Here is a 17,714-nt window from a genome sequence, read left to right on the forward strand (position 1 = left end):
ATTGTTCCTCGGCTATTCCTTCACCATGAATTCGATGCGGCGGTTCTCCGCCTTGCCCTCGTCGGTGTCGTTGGCGGCAATCGGCTGGGTGCTGCCGTGGCCCACCGCGGTCAGGCGATCCCCCGGCAGACCGGCCTTCACTAGGTATTCAAGAACCGCCTGCGCCCGCTTCTCGGACAGCGTCTGATTGGCGGCATCGTCGCCGGCGGAGTCCGTGTGGCCGCCGATCTCGATGCTGGCCGCCGGGCAACGCAGGGCCGCCTCGACCAGGCGGTCGAGCAGACTCCCCGAATCCGGATCGATGGTGGCGCTGCCGGTCTCGAAGCGGATCTTGCCCTTCTTGAAAAGGTCGCTGAACAGCTGCTGGCAGATCGAGGGATCGACCATGCTGGCCGCCGGACGGACCGTGACCTCGGTCGCCGCCTTCCAGTCCTTGGGCAGCTCGGTGGCAAGTCCGGCGCGGATCTGGTCCGCGGCGATGCCGTAGAGGGCGTCGCCGGACAGCTTGACTTCACGGTCGGCGATCACCAGCGAGCCGGTCGACAGCCGCGACAGCGCCCCCAGCGCGAAGGTCGCGGCATTGGCAAAGCCGGACGGCGCGCCGACGCTGGCCTTGAGGTTGTCGACCACCTTGGTATCGAAGAACTTGCGGGTCGCCGCCGCCACCAGTGCGGCGTGAACCGCATTGTCGGGGACATAGCCGGTGAAGGTGACGGTGCCGGCGACCGGATCCTTGTTTACCTGGAAGATGTAGGGTGGCGCCTTGACGGCGTTCTCGGCGACCTTGAACCCTTCCGGCAGGTTCTTCAACGCCGCAGCGATGGCCTCGCGGCCACCGAGATCGCGGGCCATGCCGCTGAGGCTGACGTCGGAGTCGGACAGCGTCACCTTGCCGTCCTTGAGCTTGCCGATCTGGTCGAGCAGCAGCTGGGCAGCGGCGTCAAAACGCTGCGGTGCACCACGCGACAGCACCATGCGATCGGCGACCTCGCCGCCGCCGGTGGCGGCGCGCGCCGCCTCCGCGAGGCGCGTCCGCACCGCCGGCAGCGGTGCGCTGCCGCTCAGCGTCACCCGCACCACGTCACGCTCGGCGCTCCAGACAAACGGCTTCGCTTCCGGCACCAGGCGGGTCTCGTCGTTGACAAGCCGCACGCCCGGCACGCTCTCGACCTGCGCCAGCGCGGTGCGCCGGCCCTGCTCGGAAAACGCTTCAGCCGAGAAGGTGAGATCGCGTCCGGCGGCGGCGATCCGGGTCTTGTCGAGAACGCTGTCCTTGAGCGCGGCGCTGGCCTCCGCGGTCAGGTCCTGCTCCAGCGGAACGGTCGTGTTCCAGGCGGCGATGATCCAAAGAATGACCAGAGGGAGCAGCCCCGGCCACCATTTGTTGCTCCACCTGAAAAAACCACGCATTCGGCTACCTTCGTCGATGTCGACGCAGTGAAAACAAACACTTGCTGGAGTGTCAATTTAGAAATGACCAGAATGTGCCGCGCCGCGCCACAGGACGGCGCAGACCCGTCGTCGGGGCGCAGGCTCCATGGCCATGGCAGGCGACATGCCTGACGGCAAACCGTAACCGCTTCGCCGTGCCCCGCGCCAGCCCCCTCTTTGCCGCTCCCGCGCATAACCGCTTTCTTAAGCGATTTCTGGCAGTGCTTCCGCTTCGCCCCGTTTGAGAGGCCGACGTCCGGGCTGCCCGCCATGCCGAACATCCGCAACAGCATCATCCGCGCCGGCTTCGACGCCCTTTATTTCTCCGGCGCCCATCACCTGCTGCGACCGCTGCTCGGCGGCGTCGGCCTGATCCTGATGCTGCACCATGTGCGACCGGCGCGCGACGACGCCTTCCAGCCCAACCGCCATCTCGAAGTCACGCCGGACTTCCTGCGCGCCACCCTTGCCCACGTCCGCGCTCAGGGTTTCGAGATCATCGGCCTCGACGAGATGCACCGCCGCCTTGCGGCCGGCGACTTCGAGCGCCGCTTTGCCTGCTTCACCTTCGACGACGGCTACCGCGACAACCGCGACCACGCCCTGCCCGTGATGCGCGACTATGACGCACCTTTTACGGTCTATGCCGCAGCAGACTTCGCCGACGGCAGCGGCCCGCTGTGGTGGCTGGCGCTCGAGCAGCTGGTGGCGCAGGCCGACACCATCGAGGCGCCGATCGGCGACGGCATCCGGCTCGACTGCGGCACTCCGCAGGCCAAGACCGACGCCTTCGCGCAGTTGCACGGCTGGCTGCGCGGCCTGCCCGACGACACCGCGGTGCGCGACGCGGTCGACCGGCTCTGCCGGCAACACGGCATCGCGACCAAGGCCCGCGGCGCCGACCTCTGCCTGTCGTGGGACGAGTTGCGCGCCTTCGCCGCCGAGCCGCTGGTGACCATCGGCGCCCACACGTTGTCCCACTGCAACCTGGCACGCGAGACCGAGACCGGCGCAACGCGCGAGATGGCGGACAGTCGCACGCGCATCGCCGAAGCGCTGCAGCGGCCGGTGCGCCACTTCGCCTATCCCTACGGCGACCGCGGCGCGGCGACCACGCGCGAGTTCGCGCTTGCACGCACGCTCGGCTTCGATACCGCGGTGACCACACGGCCCGGCGTGCTGTTCGCCGACAACGCCAACCACCTGACGGCGCTGCCGCGTATTTCGCTCAACGGCAATTACCAGGACCGCCGCTTCCTCGCCGTCCTGACGTCGGGCGCCGCGACCGCGATGTGGAACGGCTTCCGCCGCGTCGACGCGGCCTGATCGGCGCGTCCATCGTCGCGATCCTTGACTCAGCCTGCGGCCGGGGCGCAAACCTGACGCACAGTTCGCACAGCGCCACAGAGCGTCGGGAGGAAGCCATGTTCGCAAACCTGTTCTCACTCGAGGGCCGCGTCGCCCTTGTCACCGGCGGATCGCGCGGCATCGGCAAGATGATTGCCGCAGGCTTTCTTGCCCAGGGGGCGGCACGCGTCTACATCACCGCGCGCAAGGCCGGGCCGTGCGAGGAGACCGCGAAGGAACTGACGGCGGCTTATGGCGGCGAGTGCATCGCGCTGCCGATCGACATCTCGACCACCGCGGGTGTCGACATGCTCGCCGCCGAGATCAAGAAGCGCGAGCCGAAGCTCGATATCCTTGTCAATAACGCCGGCGCGGCGTGGGGCGCAGACTTCGACGAGTTTCCCGAGAGCGGCTGGGACAAGGTGATGAACCTCAACGTCAAGACGCCGTTCTTCCTGACCAAGGCGCTGGCCGCGCCGCTGCGCGCCGCCGCGAGCGCCGCGCGACCGGCCAAGGTGATCAATATCGCCTCGATCGACGGCATCTTCGTCAATCCGCTGGAGACCTATTCCTACGCCGCCAGCAAGTCCGGCCTCATCCACCTCACCCGCCGCATGGCGGCGAAGCTGATCAAGGACCATGTCGTGGTGTCGGCGATCGCGCCGGGGCCGTTCAGCTCCGACATGAACAAGGCCGCGCGCGACAACGCCGACGTCGTCGCCGAGCGCGTGCCCGCGGGCCGCATCGGCACCGACGAGGACATGGCGGGCACCGCGATCTACCTGGCCTCGCGTGCCGGCGACTACGTGGTCGGCACCACCATCGCCGTCGACGGCGGCATCGTCTACGCCAACCCTGGGATCAAGGGCTCGGGCTGGGATTGAGGACGGCAGACGTTGAGGCGAGGAAACCGCTTCACTTCGCCTCGGCGTTTCCCCTCATCCTGAGGAGCGGCGTCTTGGCCGCGTCTCGAAGGATGAGGCCGCGTAGCGCGCCTCGGCCTCATGGTTCGAGACGGTGCGAGCGCGCCTCCCCACCATGAGGGGCTTGCATCTTCAGAGCGACGACGAACGCCTCAATACGTCTCGACGTGATAGCGCCCGCTCTCGCGCATGGCGACCTTGAGGCCGGCCCAGTCGACGCCGGCGTGGCGGCAGATGTCGGCGAAGGCTTCATCGACGCCGCTCTCCATGCCCTTGAGGCCGCAGATATAGACATGGGTGTTGGCGTCGCCGAGCAGCGTGGCGACGCGGCCGCCCTCGCTGCGGATGCGGTCCTGCACATAGGTGCGCGGCTCGCCCGGCACCCGGGAATAGCAGAAGTGCCGCGTCAGCAGCTTTTCCGGCACCTTCTGCAGCGGGCCGAAATACGGCAGTTCCTCCGGACGCCGCGCGCCGAAGAACAGCAGCAGATGTCCCGGCGCCTGCGGCATGGCGCGGCGGCGCCGTTCGGTGAAGGCGCGGAACGGCGCCGAACCGGTCCCGGTGCAGATCATCACGATGTTCGACGCTGGATCGTTCGGGATCAGGAAGGTCGCGCCGAACGGACCGGTGACCTCGACCTTGGCGCCGCGCGGCAGGTCGCAGAGGAAGTTGGAGCAGACGCCGCCCGGTTCGCGCTTGACGGTGAGCGCCAGATTATTGGCGTTCGGTTTCTCGCCGTCGCGGGAGCTGGCGATGGAATAGAGCCGCGCCGCATGCGGCTTGCCGTCGGCATCGGTGCCCGGCGGGATGACGCCGATGCTTTGGCCCTCCAGCACTGGAAACGGCTGGTCGCCGAAGTCGAGAATGAGATGACGGACGTCGGACTCTGCGTCCGCATCGGTGAGACGGAAGTTACCGGTGACCGTCGCCTTCGCCGGCTTGCCGCGGTTGTAGAGGTTGACGGTCGGCTTGCTCGCTGACGCCGGCGCAATCGGCTTGCCGCCGAGGCCCTTGCGCGCCTCTTCGAGCAGCGCACCGACCTCGTCCTCCAGCGCCTCGATCGCGCCGCCGGCGTCGGCGGTGCCAAGGTCCTCCTGCGGCGGCAGCTCGCCCCACGAGAACTGGTCCTCGAGTGAGTAGGCTTTCGTCACCACGCGCCAGTTGTCGATGGCGCCGGTCGGACACGGCGAAATGCAGTCCATGCAGTAATTGCAGATCTCGGCGTTGACGACATAGTTGTTGTCGTCATGGGTGACCGCGTCGATCGGACACGTCTCCTCGCAGGTGTTGCACCGGATGCAGATCTCCGGATCGATCACATGCTGCTTGAGAAGCCCTTCGACGTGCATGTCCTCTTCATCCCATCGTTATCTACTCATCCTGAGGAGCGGCCTGCAAGGCCGCGTCTCGAAGGATGAGGCCTCCACCTCGGGAGGCGTTATGCGGCGATCTTGACGTACTCGAAGTCACCGGGCTTGTTATCGATGCCGACCTTGGGCGGCGCGATCCAGTTGGCGAACTGGCCGGGCTCGGCCACCGGGGTCATCAGCGAGGCGATGAAATCGCCGTCCGCGCTCGACGGCAGGTAGTCGTTGCGCAGGCGCGCCCACTCCGCATCGCTGACGATAACGCCCTTCGGCGTCGCCTGGACATTGGCGAATTCGCCGATCTGGCGGTGGAATGCGGTGTGCGGCAGTTCCAGGCGGAAGTCGACACCGGCCTTCTCGATGATCTTGTTCCAGCGCTCGACGCCCTTGGCGCAATCGGCGGTGTAATCGTCGCGCAGGCGCATGTTGAGCGCGGTCAGCGCCGGCTCGTCGACCAGCTTGATCTCGCCGTTGACCAGCTTGAGCACCGGATAGATATCGCTGGTGAGGCGGTGATCGTCCTCGATCTTGGTTTCCTGGAAACGCCCCTTGAGGCCGGCGTTATAGAAGTTCGCCGCATTGGTCGAGACCTCGGAGCCGAACAGGTCGAGCGACAGCGAATAGTGCAGGTTCATCTTCTTCTGCATGGTCGGCAGGTCGATGACGCCGAGCGCGCGCACCTTGTCGATGGCGTTGGGGTCCTCGATGCCCGCCGCCTTCATCGCCTCGCAGGTGCGCTGCAGGACGCGGCCGACGCCGGTCTCGCCGACGAACATGTGATGCGCTTCCTCGGTCAGCATGAAGCGGCAGGTGCGCGACAGCGGATCGAAGCCGGACTGCGCCAGGCTCTCGAGCTGCATCTTGCCGTCGCGATCGGTGAAGAAGGTGAACATGAAGAACGACAGCCAGTCCGGCGTCGCCTCGTTGAAGGCGCCGAGCATGCGCGGCGCATCGGCATCGCCCGAGCGGCGGCGCAGCAGGTCGTCCGCCTCCTCGCGGCCGTCACGACCGAAATACTTCTGCAGCAGGTAGACCATCGCCCAGAGATGGCGGCCCTCCTCGACGTTCACCTGGAACAGGTTGCGCATGTCGTAGAGCGAGGGGGCAGTCTTGCCGAGATGGCGCTGCTGTTCGACGGAGGCCGGCTCGGTGTCGCCCTGGATCACGACCAGGCGGCGCAGCATGGCGCGGTATTCGCCGGGCACTTCCTGCCACGCCTTCTCGCCTTTGTGCTGGCCGAAGTTGACGAGGCGCGCCTCGTCCTGCGGCGCCAGCAGCACGCCCCAGCGATAATCCGGCATGCGCACGTAGTCGAACTTGGCCCAGCCCTTGGGATCGACGCTGACCGCCGTGCGCAGGTAGACCAGCGCTTCCTGGAAACCCTCCGGACCCATGTCGTTCCACCAGTCGAGATAGCCGGGATGCCAGCCTTCCAGCGCCTTCAGCACCTGGCGGTCTTCGGCGAGATTGACGTTGTTCGGAATCTTGGTGGTGTAGTCGACGTTCATCACGTTCATGGCCAACTCCCGCTATGCGTTGTTCCTGTGGGCGCGCGCCACTGCGCGTCCGCTGCCCTGTCTCAGACCCGTGTCATGTCGAACTGCGCACGCTCGCCGGTGCCGTAGCGACGCAGCGCGCCATCCGGACCAACGGCGTTCGGCCGCTGGAAGATCCAGTTCTGCCAGGCGGTGAGGCGGGCGAAGATCTTGGATTCCATCGTCTCCGGCCCGACGAAGCGCAGGTTCGCCTCCATGCCGGTGAGGCTGTCGGGCGAGAAGCTGGCGCGCTCCTCGAGGAACACACGAACCTCGTCGTCCCAGTCGATATCGTCGAGCGCGAAGGTGACGAGGCCGAGCTCCTCGGCGGTCTCCGCATCGAGCGTCTCGCCGATGCGCGCCTTCGCAGCTTCCAGATCCGCCGGATCGGCCTGCAGCCGCGCCTCGAGCCGCGTCAGGCCATGGCTCATGGGGTAGGGACCGAAATTGGCAGGTGACAGCACGAGAGTCGCCGGCGGACGGTTGTCGCCCTGCTTCTCGCCGATCAGCATGTAGGAGCGGTCGGCGGCGAACACGAGTTCGGCGAGCGTGCCGGCGAAGCACGATCCCGGCTCGACCATCGCCACCAGCGTGCGCGAGGTGACGTCGACCCGCTTGAGCACGCGCTTCCAGTTGTGGCGGATCTCGTTGACCAGCCAGTGGTCCTTGTGCGCGTCAAGAAATGCGTCATAGGCCAGCACCCTGGCGCTGTCGCCATGCGACTTGAACACCAGCATCGCAAGGCCAAGCTCGTTGATGCGCAGGTGCAGGATGGCGTCGTCGAGTTCGCGCGCGGCCTGCAACGGCCAGAACGAAGCGCCCTGCGCCACCATGCCGGCGACATCAGCCGGCGGCGCGTCGTCCGGCGCCTTGACGGTGATGGTGGCGATACGCGCCGCGCGGTTGATCTCGACTTCGACGAAGCCGTAATGCAGGCCATTGCTGTCGATGGCGCGCGAGAGAGGCGTCAGCGCGATGCCCTGCTGGCCGGCGCCATTGCGCGGCGAAGCCTCGGCAAAGGCACGGGCGCGCTCGGCGACCTTGGCTTCGAGTCGGGAATTGGGCGCGAGCTCGTCGACGAGACGCCACTGCACCGCACGGCGACCCTTGACGCCTTCCTCGATGGTGCAGAAATAGTCGGCATGGTCGCGGCGCACCTTGCGCTTGTCGACCACGCGCGTGAGGCCGCCGGTGCCCGGCAGCACCGCCAGCAGCGGCACCTCGGGCAGGGCCACGGCGGCCGAGCCGTCGTCGGCGAGCACGATATGATCGGCGGCGAGCGCCAGCTCATAACCGCCACCTGCGGCGGTGCCATTGACCACGCAGATGAAGCGCTGGCCGGAGTTGGCGCTGGAATCCTCGATGCCGTTGCGCGTCTCGTTGGTGAACTTGCAGAAATTGACCTTGTGGGCGTGGGTCGATCCGGCGAGCATGCGGATGTTGGCGCCGGCGCAGAACACCCGGTTCTTGCCCGAGCGCAGCACCACCGCCTTGACCTCGGGGTGCTCGAAGCGCAGCCGCTGCACCGCGTCGGCGAGCTCGATGTCGACGCCGAGATCGTAGGAATTGAGCTTGAGCAGGTAGCCTTCGAACAGGCCGCCGTTCTCGTCGACATCCATGGTCAGTGTGGCGACATCGCCGGCGACGTCGATCTTCCAGTGCCGGTAGCGGGACGGATCGGTCTGAAAATCGATGAACGTCGCGCCGTGGGCGAGTTTGCTGCCCTCACCTGCCATGAGCCACCTGAACCCTGTTGTCGTGTGGTGTTGCGTCGACCCCTTGGGGATTAATATGCATAATAATGCATGTTCGAATGCTCGTCCAGCGCCAAAAACTCAGAATATGCATTTTTATGCATGCATCGCCCGCGCGAGCCGAACGACGTCGGGTGTGCCCGCGAGGGCGGCGATGCGCAGTTCACTGACCAGGGCAGCCGCGGGGCAGATGGCTGCGAAACTGCCCGCATCCCGACCATCGCTCCGCCGCACGCCCAGTTCCGCGAATTCGGCGCCGGCGTCGGCGAACAGCCGGCGGGCGGCGGCAAGCCGCCCCATCCTGACCTTGAGATTGGCATTGGCGACCTGGATGCAGCCACGCAGCGCCACCCGATCGCGCCCGCCCTTCGGCGCCGCATGCCATACCGCCTCGAGGATCTCGTGGGCCTCCCAGAAAAAGCCGGCATCGTTGAGCCGCAGGCCATAGCGCAGCGCCGGATACGCGGCCGGCACGTGACCGACGAAAGCCCGCGGCACGCCCGCCTTCACCGGATCGAGCGCGTCGCGATCGGCGCTGCCGTCCGCGCCCGGCACATGCGCCCAGCGCGGCAATGCGAACACGTCCGAAGCCTGGTCGATCGTCGTGATGATCAATCTCCCGGTCTGGTCATGGCGCGGTGACGAGACCGCGTCAGCGGCGCCTTACGCCGCGCGCCCGATCGCGCCCTCGCCATGCACGTGCAGGATGCGGTTGACGAAGCCGGACAGCGCCGCGAGCGTGACATCGGGGGCCTCGCGATGCGGACTGTGCGCGGCGCCGCGGATGATCTCGACGTCGACCGGGCAGTAGCATTCCTCCTGCGCGATCTCGATCTGGCGCAGCGTGCCATAGTGATCGTCGGCGCCCTGCACGATCATGATCGGCACCCGGACATAGGCGAGCGTGTCGGAGATGTCCCAGGCGCGGAACGCGGGATCGAGCCAGGCGGTGTTCCAGCCATAGAACGCGTTGTCGACATCGCTGTGCCAGCGCGCCAGCCTGGCGCGCAGGTCGGTCTGCTCATAATCAGTCTTGATCTTCGCGATCGAGGCCACCGAGATGTCCTCGACGACGAAGTGCGGCGCGATCAGGCCGACGCCGCGCACGCGATGGTCCTGCACGCTGCCCGCATAGATGGTCGCGATCGAGGCGCCGTCGGAATGGCCGATCAGCAGGCCGCGGCGAAAGCCGATGGCGTCCAGCACCTTCGGTAGCACATCGATCGCCTCGCGATGCATGTAGTCGAGCGCGCGCGGCAACGGCACCGCGCTCGACGCACCGTAACCCGCACGCGAATAGGCGAACACGCCGACGCCGGTCGCCGCGGCGAGGCGATCGGGGAAATCCCCCCACAGGCCGGCGGAGCCGAGCCCTTCATGCAGCAGCACCAGCGTCGGCGCGGCGTCGGGCGCCGGACCGATCATGCGGTATTCCAGTTCGTTCGCGCCGATGGTCAGGCGCCCCGATGGCTGCAGCACGCTCATGGCAGTCTCCTTCTCAACGTCCATCACTTCGCTCGTCGTGGCCGGGCTTGTCCCGCAAGTCGGATATATCCGACTTGCGCTCCTTTAGAACGCAACTCGGCATAGCCGAGTTGCTATGCACCTCGCTTAGGGACGCAGCGCCTTGCTTATCGAGGTCGCCGGGACAAGCCCGGCGACGACAAGCATTGAGGCCAAAGGCTTTCCCCGACCAGCCCTCTGAGTAGGCTGCGCAGCGGCCGTCTCGAAGGATGAGGCCAATGCGCTGATGCCGGGGCCTGATGGTTCGAGACGCGCGGCTGCGCCGCGTTCCTCACCATGAGGATGGAAACTTACGTCTCCTCGCGCAGCTTGAAGCGCTGGATCTTGCCGGTCGCGGTTTTCGGCAGGCTCTCCACCACTTCAATCCAGCGCGGATACTTCCAGGGGCCGATCTTCTGCTTGACGTGATCCTTGAGCGCCTCGTGCAGACCCTCGGTCGGCGCGCCCGCCTTCAGCACCACGAACGCCCGGGGCTTGAGCAATCCCTCGCCATCGGACGCGGGCACCACGGCCGCCTCCAGCACCGAGGGATGAGTGATCAGCGCGCTCTCGACCTCGAACGGCGATACCCAGATGCCGGACACCTTGAACATGTCGTCAGCGCGGCCGCAGTAGGTGTAGCGGCCCTCGGCGTCGCGGACATACTTGTCGCCGGTGCGCGTCCAGTTGCCCTCAAAGGTCTGGCGGCTCTTGCTGCGCTGGTTCCAGTAGCCTTCGCCGGCCGACGGCGCGTTGACGATGAGCTCGCCGACCTCGTCGTCAGCGACGTCCTGCCCGGCGTCATTGACGAGGCGCACCGCATAGCCCGGCACTGGCCGCCCCGACGTGCCGTACTTCACATCGCCCGGCGCGTTGGAGAGGAAGATGTGCAGCAGCTCGGTCGAGCCGACGCCGTCGAGGATCTCGACGCCGAACCGGTCGGTCCAGGTCCGCCCGACCTGCTCGGGCAGCGCCTCGCCGGCGGAGGTGCAGATGCGCAGCCGCGCGGTGCGCGGCGCGCCCTTGTTGGCGTCGTCGTTCAGCATGGCGGCGAACAGCGTCGGCACGCCGAAGAAGATGCTGGGATCGTGCCGGCGGATCAGGTCGAACATCACCGCCGGCGTCGGCCGCTCCGGATTGAGAATCGTCGAGGCGCCGACCGACATCGGGAAGGTCAGCGCATTGCCGAGGCCGTAGGCGAAGAACAGCTTCGCCGCCGACAACCCGACATCACTCTCGCGAATGCCGAGCACCTGGCGGGCATAGGTTTCCGCCGTGGCCTCGAGGTTGCCATGCACATGCCGCACGCCCTTGGGCATGCCGGTCGAGCCGGACGAGTACAGCCAGAACGCCGGCTCGTCGCGGTGGGTCGCGACCGTCTCGAACTGGTCGTCTTCCTGTGCCAGCAGGTCGGCGAGCTGCTGATGGCCATGAGCCTCGCCGCCGGACACCACGACATGCTCGAGGTTCGGCAGTTGCGGCAGGATGTCGGCGACCACAGCCAGCAGCGCCCCGGACACGAACAGCACCCTGGCGCGGCAATCGGCGAGCACGTAGGCATACTGCGCAGCCGTGAGCAGCGTGTTGAGTGGCACCGGCACGATGCCGGCGCGCATGGCCCCCAGGAACACGATCGGAAAGTCGATCGTGTCCAGCATGATCATCGCCACCCGCTCCTCGCGGCGCACGCCGAGACGCTTCAGGGCGTTGGCGAGCCGCCGGGTCTGAGTCTGCAGGCCGGCATAGCTGATCTCGGCAGTGGGGTCCGTGAACACCACCTTGGCACCCCGCCCTTCCGCGACATTGCGGTCGAGCAGGTAGGTCACCGCATTGTAGCTCTCGCTCATCGACGGAGCTCCGCAGCCGCGATCAGCACAACCTGTGCATATCTCGGCGCGCTATGAATTATAGTTCGCGCAAGTCTCCGAACGATCCCGCTGTTGCTGACCACAGCGTACCCTCCCGTTGTTTTTAGAATTATAATTCATATAAAGGCACTTCCCACGCTTGCTGTCAATCTCGCGCGGCACTATGTTTCAGGTTCGCAGCCCTCGAATCCGGCGCAGGAGCCCGAGTTCCGAACATTATGACCGAGCACCCCGACACCCGGCAGGACAGCCAGGAAGACAGCTTTCTCCAGGAGCTGGGCCAGCGGGTTCGCACCATGCGCGGGCTGCGCGGCATGTCCCGCAAGGTGCTCGCACGGGTGTCAGGCATTTCCGAACGCTACATCGCCCAGCTCGAAGGCGGCAAAGGCAATGTCTCGATCGTGCTGCTGCGCCGCGTCGCCCAGGCGATGGCCGCGCCGCTCGAGGATCTCATTCCTTCCGGCGAGACATCGCCGGACTGGCCGGTGATCCGCGACCTCGTCCGCAAGGCCACGCCGCAGCAGGTGGCCCACGCCAAGGATGTGCTGTCCGGCCAGACCGTGACGCCGCTGGCGCAGCGCAAGGTGGCGTTCGCCGGCATCGCCCTGATCGGCCTTCGCGGCGCCGGCAAGTCGACGCTCGGCAAGTTGCTGGCGGAACGGATCGGCTGGAGCTTTGTCGAGCTCAACAAGGAGATCGAGCGGCAGAACGGCCTGTCCGTTGCCGAGATCATCGCGCTGTATGGCCAGGAAGGTTTTCGCCGCATGGAGCAGGCCGCGCTCGGCCAGTTGCTCGCACGCAAGGAGCCGGTCGTGCTCGCCACCGGCGGCGGCATCGTGTCCGAGCCGCTGACCTTCGATCTGATCCTGTCGTCGTACTACACCATCTGGCTCAAGGCCGAGCCCGAGGAGCACATGGCGCGGGTGCGGCGCCAGGGCGACCTCAGGCCGATGGCCGACGACCGTTCGGCGATGCAGGAGCTGCGCACCATCCTGCTCAGCCGCGAGCCGCTGTACGCCCGCGCCGCCGCCTGCGTCGACACAGCGGGCCTCAGCGTCAAGGACGCCGCCACACGCCTCGTCGAGGCGGTGACGCCGGTGCTGGCGCAAGAGGCCCACGACTTCGCCCGCGCGGCGTCATAGGGTTGATCGCGGGCTGATCGCCACCGAAGGGCGTGCGGCGCATGGTGGAGCAAATGCCGGACCAGGACGCCAGTTGCACTCTCGCCGACCTGCTGCGCGCGCGCGGCGTCGATGCGGCCGCCGTGACCGCGATCCGCAACGATCTGCATCCCGAACACGTGTGCGACGATTTCCGCTCGATCGCGGATCTCGACACCGCCGGCGTGCTGCACATCTATGACCGCATGCAGGATGGCCCGCGCATCGCCCACGACCGCTGCGTGCTGTCGTTCATGGCCCTGCCCGACGGCAAGGCGCGCCTCACCGCGCATCGCCGCTTCGCCATGCGCCGCCCTGGCATCGCGCCCAGCGACATCGTCTACGACCATGACGCGGCGCATCTGCTGCACAACTTCATCGCCCACGCCAGCGCGCCGGTGTTCTACGACGTGCGCGAGGAGAGCGGCCTGGAGGACCTCGTCGGCCGCCTGATCGTGCAATGGCCGGCGCCGCTGGCGCAGGATATTCGCGATGCGGATGATGTCAGGATTCGCATCGTGGACGAATCGAGCGGGACTTGAGCTGCGGCATCCGGAAGGGCTGAGCTTATTCCGTCATCCTGAGGTGCGCGCTCTTGCGCGCCTCGAAGGATGAACGGCCCCCGATCTGCTACATGGACCGTCGCCCTTCGAGGGTCCAGCTGCATCACACGTCGGGCCTGCCCGACTTATGACTTTAGACAGACGCCCCGGCTAAGCCGGGGCTATCACCATCTCAGGGTGACGGATCACTTGATCAAGCCAGATTCAACGGAGCCCGATCGCTACTTCGTGCCCCCGACGCCGACCCCGACATGCATGCCGCTCCAGGGCCGGTCCGAGCCGGACGATGGCGCGGGCGCCGTGCGGATGTGGGCATTCGGCACACCGGCCGCCTGGGTCTGTGAATAGGCTTCCGACAGCGAGGCCGGCGCGGCAGGCGCCTTGCGCTTCGCCGGCGCAGCGCTGCTGCCGCCCTGTTCCGTCGCACCGGCGCTTGCCGCAAGCGCGACACAGATGACAGTTCCCAGCAACAGGCGCATGGCGGATCGTTCCATGAAGGACAGAGGCTGATGCCTGCCGTGCGCCCGTGCTGTGGCGGATTTGAGGACGTTCAGCCCAGCAGGGCGCTGGCGCCCTCCCAGAGGTCACGGACCACTTCGGCGGCTGGCACGGCCCGGGCCATCGCACTCGACTGCCCGGCCCAGGCCTGGATGCCGTCGATATTGTCAGCCTTCACCGCGGCATCGCGCATCGCCTGGGTCAACCCGCGCTGCACCGGATAGGGCGCAGGGTTGGGTGCCCCCGGCGCGGTGGCGGCCTGGACATAGGCGGTGGCGATGGAGCGGCCGGGCCGGCCGGAGAACACCCGCGAGATCCTGGTCTGCTCCGGCAGGGTGCGGCCGAGCGCATCGGCCCACGCGGGCGCAATCTTCGCCTCCGGGCACCGCAGAAAGCCGGAGCCGATCTGCACGGCGGACGCTCCGAGCAGCAGCGCGGCCGCGACACCCCGGGCATCGCCAATGCCGCCGGTCGCGACCACCGGCAGCTTGACCGCATCGACCACCGCCGGCAGCAGCGAGAACAGGCCGATCATGTTGGCCTCGGCGGTGGCCGCATCGAACGCGCCGCGATGGCCGCCGGCCTCCATGCCCTGCGCCGCGATGATATCGGCGCCGGCCGCTTCCGCCGCCTTCGCTTCGGTCACCGAGGAGATGTTGGCGATCCACTTGATGCCCTTGGCCTTCATTCGCGCGACGAACTCCGGCGGATAGAGCCCCATCACCGAGGAGATGAAGGCGGGTGCCGCCTCCAGCATCGCCTCGCACTGCGCGGCGAAATCCGGCGGCGTCGCATCCGCAGCCTCCGGCTTCACCTCCGGGCCAAAGCCCTTCAGGAACTCGCGCACGGCTGCTTCGGCCGCAGCATCGCGGCGCGGCGCCGGATCGGGAATCCAGAGGTTGAGATTGAAGGCACCGTTGGTGCCGCTGCGCACCTCCGCCGCCCAGGCCTTGATCGCCTCAGGCGTCATCAGCAACACGCCGGCACTGCCGAGACCTCCGGCATTGCCGACCGCGATCGACAGCGACGGCGGGCAGGCGCCGGCCATCGGCCCGAGCAGGATCGGCACACGCAGACCGAGGGAATGGGCGAAGGCTTCAGCCCGGGCACGGGCGTGATGGAGAGCGGTCATGACTGTCGCCTATCTGCTGGCACGCACCGGTCGCCGGCGCGTGGTCCACGATACACCCCCGGCGGATGGCCGGGGCATGAATTGAACAGATGACGGCTATCGCGACCACCGATCGCTCGCCACCCCAATAGCGCGCGCTCACACGCCGAGATGATGCTCCAGCAAGCCGCGCTGCGCGGCAAGCTCCGCCGGCGCGCCGTCGAACACCACGCGGCCCTTCGACAGCAGCACCGCGCGGTCGACGATCGGCGCCAGGCTGCGGAAATCCTTGTCGACCACCACCGTCGCGACACCCTCGTCGCGGATCACGCCAAGCGTGCGCCAGATCTCGCGCGCCACCAGCGGCGCGAGACCCTCGGTTGCCTCGTCGATCAGCACGAGGTCGGGATTGGTCATCAGCGCGCGGCCGATGGTCAGCATCTGCTGCTCGCCGCCGGAGAGCTGGTGGCCGCCATGGTCACGCCGCTCGGCAAGGCGGGGAAACAGTGAAAAGATCCGCTCCAGCGTCCAGTGGCGCCGGCCGTCGACCGCGGGCCGTGCCGCCATCACCAGGTTCTCGACCACCGACAGCGAGCCGAACACGCCGCGCCCCTCCGGCACCAGCGCCACGCCGGCGCGCGCGATCCGCTCCGGGGCGAGGCCGCGAATGTCGCGGCTGGCGACCGCGATGCGTCCGCGGCAATCGGCGACGAGGCCCATCAGCGTGCGCAGCAGTGTGGTCTTGCCCATGCCATTGCGGCCGATCAACGCCACCTGCTCGCCGCGCGCGACCGACAGATCGATGCCGTGCAGGATCTGGCTCGCGCCGTAAAATGCCTCCAGCCGCTCGATGGTCAGGAGCGCCGTCATGCGTCATCCTCCTCGCCGAGATAGGCGGCGCGCACCGCGGCATCCTTGCGCACGTCCGCCGGCCGGCCGCTGGCGATCACGCGTCCGTCGGCCATGACCGTGAGACGGTCGGCGAGCTCGAACACCGCGTCCATGTCGTGCTCGACAATCAACACTGCGCGCTCCGCCTTCAGCGAGGCGATCAGGTCGACGACCCGCCGCGCCTCCGACTGGCCCATGCCGGCAAGTGGTTCGTCGAGCAGGATGACCCGCGGATCGGTCGCCAGCACCATGGCGATCTCGAGCTGGCGCTGCTCGCCATGGCTGAGCAGCCGCGCCACCACATCCGCGCGCGCCGCAAGCTCGGTGCGGGCGAGCGCATCGGCGACGCGGCCGTTGACCACCGCATCCGATGCCACGCCGCCATGCATCCGCAGCGGCCGCGGCGCATGGGCCTGGGCCGCGAGGCGCACGTTCTCGTGCACCGTGAAGTCCGCAAAGATCGTCGTCTTCTGATAGGAGCGGCCGAGCCCGGCCCGCGCGCGCCGGTCCGGCGGCAGCGCGCCGACCTCGGTGCCGTCGAGCACGATGGTGCCGGCGCTGAGCGACAGGTCGCCGGACAGCAGATTGATCAGTGTCGACTTGCCGGCGCCGTTCGGGCCGATCACCGCGTGGATCTCGCCGGCATGCACCTCCAGGGACACGTCGGCGACCGCGCTGAGCCCGCCGAACCGCTTCCACACCCCGCGCGCGCTGAGCGCAGCCGCCTCGCTCCGCTCAGCCATGGCCGGTCTCTGCCGCAGGCGCCTCGACCTTCGCTGATCCCTCCGCGCGCGCAGGCGGCGCAGCCTCCGCTGGCGCGCCGAACGCCAGCGTCAGCAACTGGCGCGCCCCGTTCGGGAGCGCGAGGACGATCATCACCACGATCAGGCCTTCGATCAGCTTCCAGTGCACAGTAAGGGCCTTGAGCACCTCCTCCAGCCCCATCAGCACCAGCGCGCCGAGTACCGGGCCTGCGACCGAGCGCAGGCCGCCGAGCAGCACCATGACCAGTGCGGTGGCCGACTGGTGCCACCCCAGCATCTGCGGCGCCACGAAACCGAACTGCGCGGCAGCAAAATAACCGGCGACGCCGGCGAGTGCGCCGGAGATCGCGAATGCCGTCAGGCGCACGCGAAAGATCGGGAAGCCGAGGGAGCGCGCCCGGCGCTCGTTGTCGCGCGCGGCCGCCAGCGCATGGCCGAACGGCGAGCGCACCAGCATGCCGGTGAGCATCAGCGACGCGAGCAGCGCGCCGAGCACGACGAGATAGAACGTCACAGGCTTTTCGAGATCGAGCAGCGCATGCCCGACGATGGCGATCTCCGGCTTGGTGTTGACATAGGCGCCATCGGAGCCGCCGGCGAAGCCGGTGTCGTGGAATAGATAGAACAGCATCTCGCCGAAGGCGAGCGTCACCATGATGAAGTAGACGCCGCGGGTGCGCAGCGCCAGCGCACCGATCGCCAGAGCGACCAGCGCCGATGCACCAACTGCGAGCGGCAGTGTCAGCCACAGCGACGCCGGATCGTATTTCGGCGTAGACAGCGCCAGCACGTAGCCGGCAATGCCGAACAACGCGGCATGGCAGAGGCTGACCATGCCGCCATGGCCGACGGCGAGATTGAGCGCCAGCGCCAGCAGGCCCATGATCATGACCTTGCTGGCGAACTGCACGTAGTAGGTCGGCACCACGAACGGCAGCGCGACCGCGGCGAGCAGCAGAACCGCGATGACGGCAAGGCGCACGGGACGATCGGACATCG

At 67.5% G+C, this 17,714-nt stretch carries 16 protein-coding genes; 4 read left to right on the forward strand and 12 right to left on the reverse strand.

Annotated elements, in window-relative coordinates:
- Nucleotides 1-12 precede the first annotated feature (12 nt).
- Nucleotides 13-1,410: an OmpA family protein gene (locus JQ639_RS21770; RefSeq protein ID WP_211968342.1), complete on the reverse strand. Its 1,398-nt coding sequence runs from the start codon at nucleotides 1,408-1,410 to the stop codon at nucleotides 13-15.
- A gap of 291 nt (nucleotides 1,411-1,701) precedes the next feature.
- Between JQ639_RS21770 and JQ639_RS21775 the strand changes: the two genes are divergently transcribed.
- Together JQ639_RS21775 and JQ639_RS21780 are read left to right on the forward strand one after the other, a co-directional pair.
- Nucleotides 1,702-2,757: a polysaccharide deacetylase family protein gene (locus JQ639_RS21775; RefSeq protein ID WP_211968343.1), complete on the forward strand. Its 1,056-nt coding sequence runs from the start codon at nucleotides 1,702-1,704 to the stop codon at nucleotides 2,755-2,757.
- A 98-nt stretch (nucleotides 2,758-2,855) separates the two neighbouring features.
- On the forward strand, nucleotides 2,856-3,662 hold the full coding sequence (locus JQ639_RS21780) for an SDR family oxidoreductase (protein ID WP_211968344.1): 807 nt from the start codon (nucleotides 2,856-2,858) through the stop codon (nucleotides 3,660-3,662).
- Nucleotides 3,663-3,853: 191 nt separating this feature from the next.
- Here the strand turns inward: JQ639_RS21780 and boxA are convergent, their stop codons facing one another.
- The 6 genes from boxA to JQ639_RS21810 form a co-directional block, all read right to left on the reverse strand.
- Nucleotides 3,854-5,050 carry a benzoyl-CoA 2,3-epoxidase subunit BoxA gene (gene boxA / locus JQ639_RS21785; protein WP_211968345.1) on the reverse strand — a complete coding sequence of 399 codons (1,197 nt, stop codon included), beginning with the start codon at nucleotides 5,048-5,050 and terminating at the stop codon, nucleotides 3,854-3,856.
- Nucleotides 5,051-5,139: 89 nt separating this feature from the next.
- Nucleotides 5,140-6,591 (reverse strand): benzoyl-CoA 2,3-epoxidase subunit BoxB, encoded by a 1,452-nt coding sequence (gene boxB, locus JQ639_RS21790; RefSeq protein ID WP_211968346.1) that lies wholly within the window; start codon nucleotides 6,589-6,591, stop codon nucleotides 5,140-5,142.
- A gap of 56 nt (nucleotides 6,592-6,647) precedes the next feature.
- Nucleotides 6,648-8,339: a 2,3-epoxybenzoyl-CoA dihydrolase gene (gene boxC / locus JQ639_RS21795; RefSeq protein WP_211968347.1), complete on the reverse strand. Its 1,692-nt coding sequence runs from the start codon at nucleotides 8,337-8,339 to the stop codon at nucleotides 6,648-6,650.
- A gap of 114 nt (nucleotides 8,340-8,453) precedes the next feature.
- On the reverse strand, nucleotides 8,454-8,939 hold the full coding sequence (locus JQ639_RS21800) for a DUF309 domain-containing protein (protein WP_371745164.1): 486 nt from the start codon (nucleotides 8,937-8,939) through the stop codon (nucleotides 8,454-8,456).
- 81 nt (nucleotides 8,940-9,020) lie between these two features.
- The gene (locus tag JQ639_RS21805) at nucleotides 9,021-9,842 is read right to left on the reverse strand and encodes an alpha/beta fold hydrolase (RefSeq protein ID WP_211968348.1); all 822 of its coding nucleotides are present in this window, start codon (nucleotides 9,840-9,842) and stop codon (nucleotides 9,021-9,023) included.
- A 329-nt stretch (nucleotides 9,843-10,171) separates the two neighbouring features.
- Nucleotides 10,172-11,707, reverse strand: a complete 1,536-nt coding sequence (locus tag JQ639_RS21810; RefSeq protein WP_211968349.1) for a benzoate-CoA ligase family protein — start codon at nucleotides 11,705-11,707, stop codon at nucleotides 10,172-10,174.
- A gap of 239 nt (nucleotides 11,708-11,946) precedes the next feature.
- On the opposite strand from JQ639_RS21810, the gene JQ639_RS21815 reads away from it, so the two are divergent.
- The gene (locus JQ639_RS21815; RefSeq protein WP_211968350.1) at nucleotides 11,947-12,870 is read left to right on the forward strand and encodes a helix-turn-helix transcriptional regulator; all 924 of its coding nucleotides are present in this window, start codon (nucleotides 11,947-11,949) and stop codon (nucleotides 12,868-12,870) included.
- Nucleotides 12,871-12,923: 53 nt separating this feature from the next.
- Entirely contained in the window at nucleotides 12,924-13,430 is a 507-nt protein-coding gene (locus JQ639_RS21820) for a hypothetical protein (RefSeq protein WP_249123821.1), read from the forward strand.
- Between the two features lie 242 nt (nucleotides 13,431-13,672).
- On the opposite strand, the gene JQ639_RS21825 is transcribed toward JQ639_RS21820, so the two are convergent.
- The 5 genes from JQ639_RS21825 to JQ639_RS21845 all read right to left on the reverse strand — a co-directional run bounded on the left by JQ639_RS21825 (nucleotide 13,673) and on the right by JQ639_RS21845 (nucleotide 17,712).
- Nucleotides 13,673-13,930, reverse strand: coding sequence for a hypothetical protein (locus JQ639_RS21825; RefSeq protein ID WP_211968352.1), 258 nt, complete (start codon nucleotides 13,928-13,930; stop codon nucleotides 13,673-13,675).
- Nucleotides 13,931-14,001: 71 nt separating this feature from the next.
- A complete protein-coding gene (locus JQ639_RS21830) occupies nucleotides 14,002-15,081 on the reverse strand; it encodes an NAD(P)H-dependent flavin oxidoreductase (protein ID WP_211968353.1) in 1,080 nt (359 codons plus the stop codon).
- Between the two features lie 138 nt (nucleotides 15,082-15,219).
- A complete protein-coding gene (locus JQ639_RS21835) occupies nucleotides 15,220-15,930 on the reverse strand; it encodes an ABC transporter ATP-binding protein (protein WP_211968354.1) in 711 nt (236 codons plus the stop codon).
- Complete coding sequence (locus JQ639_RS21840; RefSeq protein ID WP_211968355.1) at nucleotides 15,927-16,694, reverse strand: ABC transporter ATP-binding protein; 768 nt, start codon at nucleotides 16,692-16,694, stop codon at nucleotides 15,927-15,929. Before JQ639_RS21840 ends, JQ639_RS21835 begins: the two co-directional genes overlap by 4 nt.
- Nucleotides 16,687-17,712 (reverse strand): branched-chain amino acid ABC transporter permease, encoded by a 1,026-nt coding sequence (locus JQ639_RS21845; protein WP_211968356.1) that lies wholly within the window; start codon nucleotides 17,710-17,712, stop codon nucleotides 16,687-16,689. The genes JQ639_RS21840 and JQ639_RS21845 overlap by 8 nt, the downstream gene beginning before the upstream one ends.
- Nucleotides 17,713-17,714: the final 2 nt, after the last annotated feature.

Origin of the sequence: Bradyrhizobium sp. U87765 SZCCT0048 (assembly GCF_018131225.1) — a bacterium.
Taxonomy (GTDB): domain Bacteria; phylum Pseudomonadota; class Alphaproteobacteria; order Rhizobiales; family Xanthobacteraceae; genus Bradyrhizobium_A.

Coding starts and splice junctions, on each gene's coding strand:
- JQ639_RS21770 (WP_211968342.1), bottom strand. CDS start 1,410: ATGCGTGGTTTTTTCAGGTGGAGCAACAAATGGTGGCCGGGGCTGCTC.
- JQ639_RS21775 (WP_211968343.1), top strand. CDS start 1,702: ATGCCGAACATCCGCAACAGCATCATCCGCGCCGGCTTCGACGCCCTT.
- JQ639_RS21780 (WP_211968344.1), top strand. CDS start 2,856: ATGTTCGCAAACCTGTTCTCACTCGAGGGCCGCGTCGCCCTTGTCACC.
- boxA (WP_211968345.1), bottom strand. CDS start 5,050: ATGCACGTCGAAGGGCTTCTCAAGCAGCATGTGATCGATCCGGAGATC.
- boxC (WP_211968347.1), bottom strand. CDS start 8,339: ATGGCAGGTGAGGGCAGCAAACTCGCCCACGGCGCGACGTTCATCGAT.
- JQ639_RS21805 (WP_211968348.1), bottom strand. CDS start 9,842: ATGAGCGTGCTGCAGCCATCGGGGCGCCTGACCATCGGCGCGAACGAA.
- JQ639_RS21810 (WP_211968349.1), bottom strand. CDS start 11,707: ATGAGCGAGAGCTACAATGCGGTGACCTACCTGCTCGACCGCAATGTC.
- JQ639_RS21815 (WP_211968350.1), top strand. CDS start 11,947: ATGACCGAGCACCCCGACACCCGGCAGGACAGCCAGGAAGACAGCTTT.
- JQ639_RS21820 (WP_249123821.1), top strand. CDS start 12,924: ATGCCGGACCAGGACGCCAGTTGCACTCTCGCCGACCTGCTGCGCGCG.
- JQ639_RS21825 (WP_211968352.1), bottom strand. CDS start 13,930: ATGCGCCTGTTGCTGGGAACTGTCATCTGTGTCGCGCTTGCGGCAAGC.
- JQ639_RS21830 (WP_211968353.1), bottom strand. CDS start 15,081: ATGACCGCTCTCCATCACGCCCGTGCCCGGGCTGAAGCCTTCGCCCAT.
- JQ639_RS21835 (WP_211968354.1), bottom strand. CDS start 15,930: ATGACGGCGCTCCTGACCATCGAGCGGCTGGAGGCATTTTACGGCGCG.
- JQ639_RS21840 (WP_211968355.1), bottom strand. CDS start 16,694: ATGGCTGAGCGGAGCGAGGCGGCTGCGCTCAGCGCGCGCGGGGTGTGG.
- JQ639_RS21845 (WP_211968356.1), bottom strand. CDS start 17,712: ATGTCCGATCGTCCCGTGCGCCTTGCCGTCATCGCGGTTCTGCTGCTC.